At 69.7% G+C, this 14,099-nt stretch carries 14 protein-coding genes; 7 read left to right on the forward strand and 7 right to left on the reverse strand.

Annotated features, from left to right (window positions below; translation table 11 throughout):
• Positions 1–30: 30 nt before the first annotated feature.
• Complete coding sequence (locus tag ACWDUD_RS11935; RefSeq protein WP_450109451.1) at positions 31–1,632, reverse strand: glycoside hydrolase family 13 protein; 1,602 nt, start codon at positions 1,630–1,632, stop codon at positions 31–33.
• Positions 1,633–1,723: 91 nt separating this feature from the next.
• Between ACWDUD_RS11935 and ACWDUD_RS11940 the strand changes: the two genes are divergently transcribed.
• Positions 1,724–2,146: a cupin domain-containing protein gene (locus ACWDUD_RS11940; RefSeq protein ID WP_450109452.1), complete on the forward strand. Its 423-nt coding sequence runs from the start codon at positions 1,724–1,726 to the stop codon at positions 2,144–2,146.
• Positions 2,147–2,170: 24 nt separating this feature from the next.
• Here ACWDUD_RS11940 and ACWDUD_RS11945 read toward each other — a convergent pair whose 3' ends face one another.
• Positions 2,171–2,563 carry a globin gene (locus tag ACWDUD_RS11945; RefSeq protein ID WP_197251994.1) on the reverse strand — a complete coding sequence of 131 codons (393 nt, stop codon included), beginning with the start codon at positions 2,561–2,563 and terminating at the stop codon, positions 2,171–2,173.
• 163 nt (positions 2,564–2,726) lie between these two features.
• On the opposite strand from ACWDUD_RS11945, the gene ACWDUD_RS11950 reads away from it, so the two are divergent.
• The 3 genes from ACWDUD_RS11950 to ACWDUD_RS11960 all read left to right on the forward strand — a co-directional run bounded on the left by ACWDUD_RS11950 (position 2,727) and on the right by ACWDUD_RS11960 (position 4,144).
• Positions 2,727–3,353 carry an HNH endonuclease gene (locus ACWDUD_RS11950; protein ID WP_197251993.1) on the forward strand — a complete coding sequence of 209 codons (627 nt, stop codon included), beginning with the start codon at positions 2,727–2,729 and terminating at the stop codon, positions 3,351–3,353.
• A 64-nt stretch (positions 3,354–3,417) separates the two neighbouring features.
• Entirely contained in the window at positions 3,418–3,675 is a 258-nt protein-coding gene (gene ctaJ, locus ACWDUD_RS11955) for an aa3-type cytochrome oxidase subunit CtaJ (RefSeq protein ID WP_450109453.1), read from the forward strand.
• Positions 3,662–4,144, forward strand: a complete 483-nt coding sequence (locus ACWDUD_RS11960) for a DUF5130 family protein (RefSeq protein WP_450109454.1) — start codon at positions 3,662–3,664, stop codon at positions 4,142–4,144. Before ctaJ ends, ACWDUD_RS11960 begins: the two co-directional genes overlap by 14 nt.
• 86 nt (positions 4,145–4,230) lie before the next feature.
• On the opposite strand, the gene pepN is transcribed toward ACWDUD_RS11960, so the two are convergent.
• Both pepN and ACWDUD_RS11970 read right to left on the reverse strand, forming a co-directional pair.
• The gene (gene pepN, locus ACWDUD_RS11965) at positions 4,231–6,813 is read right to left on the reverse strand and encodes an aminopeptidase N (protein WP_450109455.1); all 2,583 of its coding nucleotides are present in this window, start codon (positions 6,811–6,813) and stop codon (positions 4,231–4,233) included.
• Positions 6,814–6,905: 92 nt separating this feature from the next.
• Positions 6,906–8,138 (reverse strand): NAD(P)/FAD-dependent oxidoreductase, encoded by a 1,233-nt coding sequence (locus tag ACWDUD_RS11970; protein WP_450109456.1) that lies wholly within the window; start codon positions 8,136–8,138, stop codon positions 6,906–6,908.
• 190 nt (positions 8,139–8,328) lie between these two features.
• Between ACWDUD_RS11970 and ACWDUD_RS11975 the strand changes: the two genes are divergently transcribed.
• The 3 genes from ACWDUD_RS11975 (at position 8,329) to ACWDUD_RS11985 (ending at position 10,355) form a co-directional block, all read left to right on the forward strand.
• Positions 8,329–8,946 carry a mycothiol-dependent nitroreductase Rv2466c family protein gene (locus tag ACWDUD_RS11975; RefSeq protein ID WP_197252001.1) on the forward strand — a complete coding sequence of 206 codons (618 nt, stop codon included), beginning with the start codon at positions 8,329–8,331 and terminating at the stop codon, positions 8,944–8,946.
• A 125-nt stretch (positions 8,947–9,071) separates the two neighbouring features.
• Entirely contained in the window at positions 9,072–9,545 is a 474-nt protein-coding gene (locus tag ACWDUD_RS11980) for a ribose-5-phosphate isomerase (RefSeq protein WP_248673946.1), read from the forward strand.
• A gap of 12 nt (positions 9,546–9,557) precedes the next feature.
• The gene (locus ACWDUD_RS11985; protein ID WP_450109457.1) at positions 9,558–10,355 is read left to right on the forward strand and encodes an Fpg/Nei family DNA glycosylase; all 798 of its coding nucleotides are present in this window, start codon (positions 9,558–9,560) and stop codon (positions 10,353–10,355) included.
• A 22-nt stretch (positions 10,356–10,377) separates the two neighbouring features.
• On the opposite strand, the gene ACWDUD_RS11990 is transcribed toward ACWDUD_RS11985, so the two are convergent.
• The 3 genes from ACWDUD_RS11990 to ACWDUD_RS12000 form a co-directional block, all read right to left on the reverse strand.
• Complete coding sequence (locus ACWDUD_RS11990) at positions 10,378–11,748, reverse strand: wax ester/triacylglycerol synthase domain-containing protein (protein ID WP_450109458.1); 1,371 nt, start codon at positions 11,746–11,748, stop codon at positions 10,378–10,380.
• Positions 11,749–11,909: 161 nt separating this feature from the next.
• Positions 11,910–12,734 (reverse strand): DUF1542 domain-containing protein, encoded by an 825-nt coding sequence (locus ACWDUD_RS11995; RefSeq protein ID WP_450109459.1) that lies wholly within the window; start codon positions 12,732–12,734, stop codon positions 11,910–11,912.
• Positions 12,735–12,787: 53 nt separating this feature from the next.
• Complete coding sequence (locus tag ACWDUD_RS12000) at positions 12,788–14,017, reverse strand: wax ester/triacylglycerol synthase domain-containing protein (protein WP_450109460.1); 1,230 nt, start codon at positions 14,015–14,017, stop codon at positions 12,788–12,790.
• Between the last annotated feature and the right edge of the window lie 82 nt (positions 14,018–14,099).

The raw sequence follows: 14,099 nt of genomic DNA on the forward strand, positions 1-14,099 counted from the left end.
CTTTTCGTAACCGTGGCGGCCGTTCCGGTGTCACAGCAACCAGGCCGCGCTGTTCGGCGGCAGGTGGGTGTCCGCACCCGGTGCGCTGGCGAGCAGCACCGCACCCGGGGGCAGCGGCACCGGATCGTCCGTGGTGTTGAGCGCGCACGTCAGCCCGCCCTGCCGCCGGAACGCCAGGCAGCCGGGTGGGCTTCCGTACCAATCGATCCCGCCGGACAACTCCGGGCGGCGACGGCGCAGCTCGAGCGCCGCCCGGTACAGCGACAGCATCGACGTCACGTCCTCGAGTTGGTGTTCGGCGGTCAGCTCCGCCCAGTCCTCCGGCTGCGGTAACCAGCCCTGCGCGGCCGAGGTGAACCCGAACGGCGGCCGGTCGCCCTCCCACGGCAGCGGAACCCGGCAGCCGTCGCGACCGCGGTCCGTGTACCCGGACCTCTTCCACACCGGATCCTGCAGGGCCTCGTCGGGCAGGTCGACATCGGCGAGCCCGAGTTCGGCTCCGTTGTAGACGAACACCGCCCCCGGCAGCGCCAGTTCGACGAGCAGCATCGCCCGGGCCCGCGCGATCCCGGCCGGACCGCCGCCGAACCTGGTGACCTCCCGGGAGACGTCGTGATTGGACAGCGTCCACGTCGGGGTTCCCTGCACCGGAGCGACCGCGGCGAGCGAACCCTCGATCGCCTCCCGGATCGCGGTCGCGTCCCACGCGGTCAGCGCGAGGTGGAAGTCGAATCCGAGATGCAGCTCGTCCGGGCGCAGGTACTCCGCGAACCGCTGCGGGTCGTGCACCCAGATCTCGCCGATCGCCACTGCGTGCGGGTACTCGTCGAAGACCTTCCGGATCCGCCGGTGGATGTGGTGCACGTTCGGATCGTTGAACCGCGGATCGGTGTCGAAGTGCGAGAGCAGCTTGTTCGACTGCCACCCGTCGTGGTCCGGCAGGCCGTCCGGTTTGGCCATGCCGTGCGCGACGTCGATGCGGAAGCCGTCGACGCCCCGATCCAGCCAGAACCGCAGGGTCCGTTCCAGATCCGCGAAGACCTCTTCGTTGCCCCAGTTGAGGTCGGGTTGTTCGGGGGCGAACAGGTGCAGATACCACTGGCCGGGGGTGCCGTCGGGTTCGGTGATCCGCGTCCAGGCGGGACCGCCGAAGATGCTCGGCCAGTTGTTCGGGGGCTCGTCGCCGCCGGGGCCCCGGCCGTCGCGGAAGTGGTAGCGGGCGCGTTCGCGGCTGCCCGGCGGTGCGGCGAGGGCGGCGCGGAACCACGGGTGCTCGTTGCTGGTGTGGTTCGGCACCAGATCCATCACGACGCGGATCCGCCGGGCATGCGCCTCCCGGACCAGCTCGTCGAAGTCGTCGAGATCGCCGAACAGCGGATCGATGTCCCGGGGATCGGACACGTCGTAACCGTGATCGGCCATGGGGGACCGCATCACCGGGTTCAGCCAGATCGCGTCGACACCGAGCAGTTCGACGTAACCGAGGCGCTCACGGATGCCGGCGAGATCGCCGACACCGTCACCGTTCGCGTCGGCGAACGACCGCGGATAGATCTGGTAGAAGACGGCATCGCGCCACCAGGGCACCGGAACAGGAGGTGCCGGGGACGACGTGCTCTGCGGCCTTGACACGCAAACATGGTGTCAAATCTCGGCCGCGGGTGTCGTGAGAGGCGAGTCACGAGGTCGCGGCCGGGGAACCCCGCGTGATAGGACGATCGGCATGAAACGGACATCCGTGGTGGCTGCCCGGCTCGACGACGTCGAGCTCGCCGACGACCCGATCGACCCCGCCTGGATCATCGCGGGCACCCCCCGCGCGCGCTGCGGCCAGTGGTCGACCAGCACGGATCGGACCACGACGACGCACGTGTGGGACTGCACCGCGGGCCGGTTCAACTGGTATTTCGCCGTGGACGAGATCGTGCACATCATCGACGGCGCCGTCACCGTCTCCGCCGACGACTTCCCGCCCCGCACGTTGCGCGCCGGGGACGCCGCCCTGTTCCGCGCCGGAACCTGGGCGGTCTGGCAGGTCCCGGAATACGTGCGCAAGCACGCGATCCTGCGCCGGAACCTCCCCGCGCCGATCGCGTTCGCGCTGCGCGTCGTGACCAGAATCCGGTCGGTGCTCGGCCGCGGCTGAGCCGCCGAACTGCGCCGGAAGGGGTCAGATCGGCGAGTTCATCAGCGAGTCGGCGGCCATGTCGATGTAGTCGAGCAACTGGCGGCGATGCGCGGCGTCGAGCGTGGTGTCGTCGATCGAGGCGATCGCGGTGTGCATGCACCGCAGCCACGCGTCCCGCTCGATCGGGCCGATCTTGAACGGGTGGTGGCGCATCCGCAGCCGCGGGTGCCCCCGCTCGTCGGAGTAGGTGCGGGGACCGCCCCAGTACTGTTCGAGGAACATGCGCATGCGGCGCTCCGCCGGGCCCAGATCCTCCTCCGGATACAGCGGCCGGACGACCTCGTCCTTGGCGACCTCTTCGTAGAAGCGCGCGGTGATCTTCCGAAACGTCTCGGCCCCACCGATCGCGTCGTAGAAGGTCTGCTCGTCACTCATCGTTGCTCACCATTCCCTCTCGCCCGCCCATTGTGCCTGCTTCCGCAGCAAGGGCGCCGGGGCGGTACGGGACGTTCACCATCCCGACCGCAATATGTCGGCGAATTCGGGGTGCGATGTCGCGGCATCCGTGGTGCACTATTGCCAGTCTTCCGGAGGTCGCATGAAGCACCGCAGCAGCGCACATCGACAACTCCCGCCCGCGGAGACCCTCGACGGGGTCCCGGGGGCCAACACTCTGCGGGTCGTGCGCGACCCCGGTGCCCTACCGGACTGGTTCGCGTTGCGGGTGCTGCTGCTCAACGCCACCTTCGAACCGCTGACCGCGCTGCCGGCGCGCCGCGCGGTGGTGCTCATGACCTGCGGCAAGGCCGACACGGTGCACGAGGACCCGCAGGCACCGGTCGTGCACTCGGCGGAACGGTCCGTGCAGCTTCCGTCGGTGATCCGGCTGCGCACCTTCGTCCGCGTGCCCTACCACGCGCGGGTGCCGATGACCCGGGCCGCGCTCATGCACCGGGACGGCAACCGGTGCGCCTACTGCGGCGCCAAGGCCGAAACCATCGATCACGTCGTTCCGCGCAGCCGCGGTGGCGAGCATTCCTGGGAGAACTGCGTCGCCTGCTGCGCGTCGTGCAACCACAAGAAAGCAGACCGGTTGCTCAGCGAACTGGGCTGGACGTTGCGGGCCTCACTGGTGCCGCCGAAGGGTCGGCACTGGCGTCTGCTGGCCACCCTGCCGGAGCTGCATCCGACCTGGTTGCCGTATCTGGGAGAGGGCGCCGCCTGAGCGCAACGGAGACATCCCGGGCCAAGTGCGCCGGGATGGTACCGGCTGGGCTACCGTTTGCGGTGTGAGCATTCTCGAGACAACCCTGATATTCGTGGGCATCCCGTTGCTGGTGGTCCTGATCGTCGCGGGGCTGGGCTACATCGGGCCGAAGTACGCGACCCCGAATCCGCCCGAGTACAAGCTCGGTGACAAGTGGGATCACGAGCCGGTGCTGTGGAGCGCTGTCGACGAGGTGACCGGACACGGACACCACGGTGGGCACGGACACGCCGGTTCGGCGACGGAACTGATCGGAGGTACCGCAAGTGGCAAGTGGTGACGTGATCCACGCCCCGGCGATCGCGCCGGAGAACCTGCCGTACGCCGCCGCACTGACGGCGAGCGGACGCATCTCGCGGGCCATCCCGGCCGGCCTCGACCACACGTTCGACGAGAACCCGCCGTTCGCCGAGCGGGACCTGATCGCGCTCGACGATGCACTCTCCGAGGCCACCCGCGCCACCAAGGTGCGGTTCAACGCCTACATCGGCGATGCGACGGACCCGGCGGCGGCGACCGACGCGGTCTTCCCGCAGACCCCCGAGGCGGCGCGTTCGGTGCTCATCGCCGTCTACCCGAACCAGCGGTCGATCCAGATCCGCAGCGGCGTCGACGTCGCGGATCGCGTCACGGACCGGGTCGCGCAGCTCGGCGTGACCGCCGCGGTCGCGTCCTTCGGCCAGGGCCACCTTCTCGACGGCCTGGTCAGCGCCGTCCGCGTCATCGCGAACGCGATCGTCGCGCCCTGATCTTCGGCGCTTCCCACTGAGGGGTGTCTCCCTGCTGTTCGGCAGCGGGGAGACACCCCTCAGTGGTTTTCTGGAGACAGCCGCTTTCAGGAGGCGTCGAAGGCGCGGGCCTTCAGCGACCGCACGATGCCAGCGCGGCCCTCGACGACGAGCCGGCGCAGCGCGGGCGGCAGGTCACCGGCGAGGAACTCGTCGGCCGCCGCGACCGACGCCTCCGAGATCGACCACGCCGGGTACAGGCCGACCACGACGGTCTGCGCGACCTCGCTCGATCGCCGCTCCCACACGCCCGGAACGTCCGCGAAGTACCGCGCCACGTACGGCTCGAGCAGTTCGCTCTGGCCGGCCGGGGCGAACCCGCCGATGATCGCGCGGGCGGTGATGTTCGGGACCGTGTCGTCGAAGATCACCGTCTGCCACACCTGTTCCTTGACCGCCGCCTGCGGACGGGCCGCCCGCGCGGCCGCCGCCTGACGGGCACCGGCGGCAGTCGGATCGCGCTCGGCCTCCGCGTCGATCACCGGGGACTCGACACCGTCGGCGTCGATCTCTCCGGCCGCGGCGAGCGCCTGCACGATCCGCCACCGCAGATCCGTGTCGACGACCAGCCCCGGCAACCCCACCGTCGACGGATCGGCGGCGAGCAGCTCGGCGAGCACCTCGGTGTGCCACGCCGACAACTGCGCCGTGGTCAGGGCGTTGACGAAGGCGAGCTGATGATCGGATCCCGGCTCGGCCGCGCGGGCCAGTTCCAGCACTCGGTTCGCGTAGTCCGCCCAGCCCTGGCTGTCCGCCCACGCCGGATCCGCGTAGCTGCCCAGCGCGGTGTGTGCCTGCATGAGCAGCCGTTGCACGACACCCACCTCGCTCTCGGCGGCCACACCGCGCTGCACGAGCGCCACGAACTCGCGGGCCTTGAGCTCGGCCTGCCGCGTCATCTCCCACGCCGCCGACCACACGAGCGTGCGGGGCAGCGGCTCGGCGATGTCGCCGACCCGCTCGATCACCGTGCGCAGCGACTGCTCGTCGAGCCGCACCGAGCAGTACGTCAGGTCGTCGTCGTTGACGAGCACGAACTGCCCGCGCGGCACCCCGACGAGCTCCGGCACGTCGGTGCGGGCGGCGGCATCGACATCGATCTCGACGCGGTGGGTGCGCAGCAGCTTCCCGGAACCGTCGTCGTCGTACACGCCGATCGCCAGGCGGTGCACCCGGAACTCGCCTTCACCCGGCTGCGCTCCCTCCTGCACGACCGTGAACCGGGTGAACTTCCCGTCGGCGTCGACCTCGAAATCGGGGCGCATGATGTTCAGGCCCGTCGTCTTGAGCCACTGCGCGCCCCACCCGGACAGGTCGCGGCCCGACGCCTTCTCGAGCGCGGCGAGCAGATCGTCGAAGGTCGCGTTGTCGTAGGCGTGGTCGCGGAAGTAGTCGCGCAGACCCGCCAGGAACGGTTCCTCGCCGACGTACGCGACGAGCTGCTTGAGCACCGACGCGCCCTTCGCGTAGGTGATGCCGTCGAAGTTGACCTCGACGGCCGCCAGATCGGGGATGTCCGCGGCGATCGGATGCGTCGACGGCAGCTGATCCTGCCGGTACGCCCACGACTTCTCGACGTTCGCGAACGTCGTCCACGCGTTGGTGTACTCGGTCGCGCGGGACTGGCACAGCACCGAGGCGAACGTCGCGAACGACTCGTTGAGCCACAGATCGTCCCACCAGCGCATGGTCACGAGGTCGCCGAACCACATGTGCGCCATTTCGTGGAGCACCGTCTCGGCGCGACGCTCGTACGACGCGCGGGTCACCTTCGACCGGAAGACGTAGTCCTCGAGGAACGTGACGGCCCCGGCGTTCTCCATCGCGCCCGCGTTGAACTCCGGCACGAACAACTGGTCGTACTTGCCGAACGCGTAGGGCACCCCGAAGTTGCGGTGATAGAAGTCGAAGCCCTGCTTCGTCTCGGTGAACAGCCGGTCGGCGTCCATGAACTCTGCGAGCGACGCGCGGCAGTAGATGCCCAGCGGAATCGTGCCGTGCTCGTCGGTGTACGCATCCGTCCACACCGAGTACGGGCCGGCGATCAGCGCGACCAGATAGGTGCTCATCCGCGGTGTCGTGCGGAAGATGTGCTTGCCGGGCGTGGCGGCGACGGTCTGCACCGTCTCGGCGTTGGAGATCACCGCCCAGTCCTCCGGCGCGGTCACCGAGAGGTCGAACGTGGCCTTCAGGTCCGGCTGGTCGAAGCACGCGAACATGCGCTTGGCGTCGGCCGTCTCGAACTGCGAGTACAGGTACACCGCACCGTCGGTGGGATCGACGAACCGGTGCAGACCCTCACCTGTATTCGTGTACAGGCAGTTCGCGTCGACGACCAGTTCGTTACGTTCGGACAGCCCGGACAGCGCCAGACCGGTGTCCTCGGTGTAACCGGACACGTCGATGGGGGAGCCGTTGAGCGTCGCCGAGTTCACCTTCTGCGCGATCAGGTCGATGAACGTCGACGCACCCTCGGTGGCGCCGAACGTGACCGTCGTGATCGAACGGAACGTGGTGGTGCCGGGTGCGCCCGCGCCGTCGGTGAGATCGAGTTCGATGCGGTAGTTGTCGACCGACAGGATCGCGGCCCGTTCAGCAGCCTGCTCACGGGTCAGATTCGGTGGTGCCACGAAGATCTCCTTCTACACGACGGGTTGCGACGAACCAATCCCACCACGTGCGGACGCCGTGGACCCGTCGGACCCGCTGCGGGCGGTGAAGCTCACCCCGCGAGATCGGCCAGCGCCACACCCGGATCGGCGAGCCTCGCCCGATCCACGGCGGTGCCGGAGCCCAGCAGCGCGCGGATCTCGTCGCCGGCATCCCAGATGTTGACGTTCATCCCCGCCCGCACCCGGTCGTCGGAGTCGAGCCAGAACGCCAGGAACTGCAGGCCCGCGACGTCGCCGCGGGTCACGACCGTCGCATCGCGCGGCGCGTGCCCCACGTACTCCATGCCCAGGTCGTACTGGTCGGTGAAGAAGTAGGGGAGCCGCTCGTAGGACGCCGGCCGGCCCAGCATCGTCGCCGCCGCGACCGCCGGCTGGTTCAACGCGTTCGCCCAGTGCTCGACGCGGACCCGGCCGCCGAGCACCGGATGCTCGGCCTCGGCGATGTCGCCGACCGCGACGATGTCCGGGTCGCTGGTGGTCAGCGTGCTGTCGACGAGGACCCCGCCGTCGACGGCGAGCCCCGCCTCCCGGGCGAGCTCGATGTTCGGCACCGCGCCGACGGCGAGCAGCACCGCGTCGGCGGGGACGACACTGCCGTCGCCGAGGCGCACCCCGGTGGCCCGACCCGATTCGACGACGATCTCCTCGACCGACGTCTGCAACCGCAGGTCGACGCCGTGCGCGCGGTGCAGGTCCGCGAACACGGCACCGATCTCGGGGCCCAGCGCGGCCTGCAACGGCTGTGCGGCCGTCTCGAGAACCGTCACCTCCGCGCCGTGCCCGCGGGCGTTCGCGGCGACCTCGAGCCCGATCCAGCCGGCGCCGACGATCACCAGGCGGGCCCCGTCCGCGCGCACCACCGAGAGCAGCGCGTCCGCGTCGTCGACGGTGCGCAACACGTACACCCCCGACGCGTCGGCGCCCGGCAGTGGGATCGTCCGGGGCCGCGAGCCGGTTGCGAGCGCCAGCTTGTCGTAGTGCAGCGCCGAGTCGTCCGGCAGCGTCACCGTGTGTGCGGCCGGATCCAGCGCCGTGACGGTGGTGCCCAGGCGCAGCTCGATCCGGTGGTCGCGATACCAGTCGCCGCGTTGGACGGTGAAGTCCAGCAACCGCTTGTTGCCGGCGAAATACTCCTTCGACAGCGGCGGTCGCTCGTAGGGCAGATGCTCCTCGGTGCCGAGCAGCACGATGTGCCCGGGGAAATCGCGGGCGCGCAGTTCCTCGGCGGTCTTGGCACCGGCCAGTCCGCCGCCGACGATCACGAACGTTTCTTCGCTGGGCATCGCAGTCTCCCGTGTCACGAGTCGTGCGGTTCGATTCGACCGTACGGTGTGCCGCGCGGGCGCTGGTGCGGTTCGGGAAGAATCCGGCTTGCTGCGACGTTGTGCTGTCGACAGCATCGGTTGTCGTCGACGTGTCGACGACGGGACATCTGAGGAGAATTCCGTGAGCGAAGCCACCGCCAAGGACCCCGTGAGCGAAGCGATCACCAAGGACACTGCCGACTTCTGGTTCGACCCGCTCTGCCCCTGGTGCTGGATCACCTCGCGATGGATCCTCGAGGTCACCAAGGTGCGCGACATCGAGGCGCGTTTCCACGTCATGAGCCTCGCGGTCCTCAACGAGGGACGCGACCTGCCCGCCGAGTACGCCGAGAAGATGAAGAAGGCGTGGGGTCCGGTGCGTGTGGCGATCGCCGCCGCCCAGAAGTACGGTGACGAGATCCTGGCCCCGCTGTACACGGCGCTGGGCACGCAGATCCACAACGAGGGCAACGACGACTTCCCCGCCGTGATCGGCAAGGCGCTCGCCGATCTGGGCCTGGACCCGGAACTGGCGAAGGCCGCCGACACCGATGCCTACGACGAGGTGCTGCGCGCGAGCCACGCCGCCGGCATGGACGCGGTGGGCCCCGATGTGGGAACCCCCACGATCCACGTCAACGGGGTCGCGTTCTTCGGCCCGGTGCTCTCGAAGATCCCGCGCGGCGAGGAAGCCGGCAAGGTGTGGGACGGCGTGGTCGCGCTCGCGAGCTACCCGCACTTCTTCGAACTCAAGCGCACCCGGACCGAGGGTCCGAGCTTCGAGTAGATCCGGCAGGCCGGCAGACAGCTCCGAGGATTCGGGCAATCCGTCGGGTGGCTGCCGGCCTCCCACATACGGGGTGCTCCGTGCTGTTCGTCGGCACCGCATCGGGCTCGTTAGACTCTTGACTCATGCGCGTTTACCTGGGTGCCGACCACGCCGGCTTCGAACGTAAGAACCAGATCATCGAACACCTGACCGCCAACGGTCACGAAGCCGTCGACTGCGGCGCACACGAATACGACGCCCAGGACGACTACCCCGCGTTCTGCATCGAAGCGGCCCGCCGCACCGTCGCCGACGAGGGCAGCCTCGGCATCGTCCTCGGAGGCAGCGGCAACGGCGAGCAGATCGCCGCGAACAAGGTGCCCGGCGCCCGCTGTGCCCTCGCGTGGAGCGTCGAGACCGCCAAGCTCGCCCGCGAGCACAACAACGCGCAGCTCATCGGCATCGGTGGTCGCATGCACACGCTCGAGGAGACGCTCGCGATCGTCGACGCGTTCCTGGCGACCCCTTGGTCGAACGAGGAGCGGCACCAGCGTCGCATCGACATCCTCGCCGAGTACGAGAAGACCGGCGTCGCTCCCGCCGTCCCCGGCGCGTAGTCCGGGGGCCCGGTGCCCGAGGGACACATACTCCACAGGCTCGCCCGCCTGCACCAGCGGCACTACGCCGGTGCGGCGGTGCGGGTCTCGAGCCCGCAGGGGCGGTTCTCGGACGGTGCCGCGCTCGTCGACGGGCGGGTACTCACCCACGCCGAAGCGTGGGGCAAGCACCTGTTCCATCACTACGAGACCGGCGCCGTGGTGCACGTGCACCTCGGCATCTACGGCGAGTTCACCGAATCCGCGCTGCCGCTCGGCCCGCCGGTCGGTCAGGTGCGCATGCGGATGATCGGGGTCGAGCACGGCAGCGATCTGCGCGGCCCCGCGGCGTGTGATGTGCTCACCCCCGACGAGGTCGACGCCATCGAGGCCCGGCTGGGGCCCGATCCGCTGCGCGCCGACGCCGACCCGGATCTGGCGTGGGCGCGGATATCCAAGTCCCGCACCGCAATCGGATCTCTGCTCATGAACCAGGCGGTGATCGCCGGGGTCGGCAACGTGTATCGGGCCGAAGTGCTGTTCCGCCACGGCATCAGCCCGGAACGACCCGGAAAGAACCTGTCGCGCACCGAATTCGACGCTATGTGGGCGGACCTGGTCGAACTCATGCAGATCGGGATGGAGCGCGGCCGTATGCACGTCGTTCGGCCCGAACACGATCACGGCGCCCCGGCCTATGCCAAGGACCGGCCCCGCACCTACGTCTACCGCCGCGCCGGTGATCCCTGCCGCGTGTGCGGCACTCCCGTCCTGCATTCGGTCATGCAGGCGCGCAACCTGTTCTGGTGCCCGACCTGCCAGCCCGCCTGACCGTCACGACCCCGCCCGACCGTCACGACACGGATTCGTCCGACTCCTCGCCGAGGACGTCCCGGAACCCGGTGCGGATGCACTCCTCGAACACGGCCCGGTCCGGCACTGCCCCGACGTCGAGCGTGACGCCCAGGCAGCACGTGCCGAGATACGACACCATCGTCACGTTGAACGCCGACCCGAGTGTCGGCCCGAGGGCGTAGTACCGCTCGGCCCGCGCACCCGCCACATACAGCGGGACCGGGGATCCCGGCACGTTCGAGGCCAGGAAGTCGACGTGCTCGAGCATGCTGCCGACCACCGCCGGCGGCAACATGTTCAGCGGAGCGGCGAGCACCTCGCCCATATCGAGCGCCGGTTCCGCCCGCCACGCACGGACGATCGACTCGATCTCCCGCATGAGGTCGTCGACGTCGCCGCCGTGTACCGGAAGCGCGAATCGCGCCAGGTTGATGCGGTTGCCGCCCATCTCGTCGTCCGGTCGGCGCACGCTCAGCGGCATCGTCACCCGCAACGACTCGACGTCGGCGTCGTGAGCGCGGTGATAGTGGTGCAGGCCGACGACCAGTGCCGTGAGGAAGGCGCTGTTGACGGTGCAGCCCGCGCGATGCCCCGCCGCGCGGAGCCCCTCGAGCGGGACATCGAACGAGAACAGCGCCCGGCCCAAGGCGCGTTCGGTCATCACCGGCGACGCGGTCGTCGTGATCGGCCGCAGATAGCGGGCCACCGACGACACCGTGCCGAGCACACCGCGCGCGGCTCCGACCGGGTCGGTGACCACCGCGCGGGTCGCGGGCCACACCGACCGCAGTCCCCGGCCGACCATGCCGCGGGCCTGGGACCCGTAATCCTCGAGCAGTTCGGTCACGAGGTCCCACGAGCCGAGGCGTTCGGGTTCCGGGGGAGCGGGCGGTTCCGGCCGCGGGGTGCCCTCCCGCGTGAAATCGACGATGTGCGCGGTGATCTGCATGCCACCGAGACCGTCGGTGAGCGCGTGGTGCACCTTGAGCAGGATCGCTGCGCCTCCGTCGGCGAGGCCGTCGACGACGGTCAGCTCCCACAGCGGCCGGGCCCGGTCGAACGCCGTCATGGCCGCGATGCGGGCGAGTTCCAGGACGTCGTCGATCGTGCCGGGGGACGGCAGCGCGGTGTGCCGCAGATGCCAGGACAGGTCGAAGTCCGGGTCCGCGACCCAGCGTGGCGCGCCCAGGCCGAACGGGACGGACACGACCCGGTGCCGGAAGTGCGGGACGTCCCGGGTGCCGCGGTCCATCATCTCGACGACGCGGTCCCAGTCGGGGGACGAATCGAGTGTGATGACGGCGACGATCGTCGAGCGCAGCGCGGGGTCCTGCTCCATGCTCCACGTCAGGAAATCGGTCTGCGCCATGCGCCGTCCTGCGGTGCCCATGTTCGGACGATCCCACATTTGCGGGCGCCGCGGCCAGAGTCCACGATCCCGGCCGTTCCGGTCGGAAGTCCCCGAACACCGGTGGCCGCCGATCGGAGCGGCTGCCTACGTCGACAGGATCGACGATTCAGCTGCGCCGGTCAGAAGTCGAACCCGCCCCCGAAGTCGCCGCCACCGAAGTCGAACCCGCTGGAGTCGCCACCGTCGCCGAAATCGCCACCGCCGCCGAAATCGTCACCACCGCTGAAATCGTCACCGCCGCTGAAATCGTCACCGCCGAAGTCCTCACCGCCGCCCACGTCACCGGCGTCCGCGGTGCCGTCGCCGACACCGCTCTCGAACGCCTGCGCGTCGTACGGCACCCCGGCCATGCCCGAGAACATCGCCGAGAACAGCAGCATCGATCCCACGCCCCAGGCGCCCGCGACCAGCGCCGGCTTCCACCACGGTTCCGAGTACCAGCCCGCCGGCACCGGACGGCCCGCGACCCGGCCGCCGGGGTAGTAGTTCGGCGTCCGCGGCGACGGGGACGGGGATGCGGACACCTGCCGGCCCTCGAATTCGATCTGCCGTTCCTCGGTGACGGCGCCGGCCGACTTCTGGCCGTCGAGCGGCGGGATCTCCGGTCCGGGATCCATGCCCATCGCGATGCGGGCCGCCCGGATGTAGTACAGCCCTTCGAGAGCGCTCTGCTTCGCGAGGCGCGCCTGCGCCGGGGTCTGCGCCTGCTCGATTTGCGAGCCGGCCGCGTTGTAGCGCTCGGACGCGTCCGCGAGCGCCTGCTTGGAGGCGTCGTCGGTCCCGGTCAGGTTGTAGATCTGACCGCCGAGACGCTCGATCGCCTGACGGGCGTCCGCCTTCGCATCGTCGAGACGGACCGCGCTGTGGCCGGACGATTTCTTCTGGCTCCGCGACACGAAGTACACGACCGCGCCGACGGCAAGGACGATGAGCAGGAGTTCCACGGCGATGCGCCTTCCGACTGTGCGTGCGGGTACGACGCCCAGCCTACCGACGGTCAGCTCTCGAGGACTGCGAGCAGACCGGCGCGGATGCAGTCGTCGAACATCTCGGCGTCGCGCACCGCGTCGGTGTCGATCGTGAACCCGAGACAGCAGCTGTCCAGGTACGACATCAGGGTCGCGTTGAACGCCGAACCGAGCGTCGGCCCGAAGCCGTAGTACTTCTCGATCTTCGCGCCAGCCACGTACAAGGGCACGTGCGATCCCGGCACCGTGCAGGCGAACACGTCGTCGTGGTCGAGCGGGTCGTCGATCACCGCCGGCAGCAGGTTCGGTGGGGGTGCGAGGTGCCGGCCGGGTTCGGTGGCGGGGCCGGAGTACTCGTCGAGCAGTCGCATGAGCAGCGCCGGATCGTCGGCGGGGACCGGCAGGTCGGCTCGGGCCAGGCTGATACCGGCACCGCCGTTCCCTGTACCACCGTTCTCTGGGGCAAGCGGCATCGCCAGGCTCAGCTCGTCGACGTCGATACCGCAGCGGAACCGGTAATCGGCCAGCCCGAGCAGCACCGCCGCGAGGAACGCGCTGTCCAGGGTGCTGCCCGCGCGCTCGGCGGCCGCCCGCAACTCGGTGAGCGGCACGTCGACCACGTGCAGCCGGCGGGCGCCGGTCCTGGCGGGTTCGGCGGACGACGTGAACCACCGCAGCGGCGCCGCGAGGGACTGCACCAGTCCGCCGATCGACTCGACGAGGGAACCGAACGAGCCGGCTGCCCGATCGGTCGCGTCCTCCGCGGTCGTCGTTTCCGGCTCGGGTTCCGGGTGTTCGTGACCGTGTCGTTCGAGGTCGACGATGCGGGCGGTGATGTGGGTGCCGTCGGCGCCGTCGGCGTACGCGTGGTGAATGCGGATCAGCAGGGCGGACTGGCCGCCGAGCAACCCCTCGACCAGCGTCAGCTCCCACCCGGGATGTTCCGGGACCGCGGCGGCGGAGGTCGTGCGGGCGTAGTCGAGAACGTCGTCGAAGGTCGCGGGGGAGGGCAGGGTCACCCGATCGAGTTGCCACGGCAGGTCCGAGTCGTGTTCGCCGGCCCATCGCGGCGGCGCCAACCCGAACGGCACGTCGAGAACGCGGTGCCGGAACGCCGGCGTTTCGGGGGTTCCACCGGAGAGCATCTCGCCGACCCGATCCCAGTCGGGCGAGGCGTCGAGCAGGACGGCGGCGACGATCGTCGACCGCAGCGCCGTCTGCTCAGAGGGCGCGGCGGGACGGCCGGAAGCGTCGTTCATGCTCGGAACGTTCTCATACCGACACCGGCGGAACCCGTTCGATCTCGGTGTGATGACCGTTTCGAGTCGAAACGGTGACCGG

This window comes from Rhodococcus sp. NPDC003382 (genome assembly GCF_053589135.1).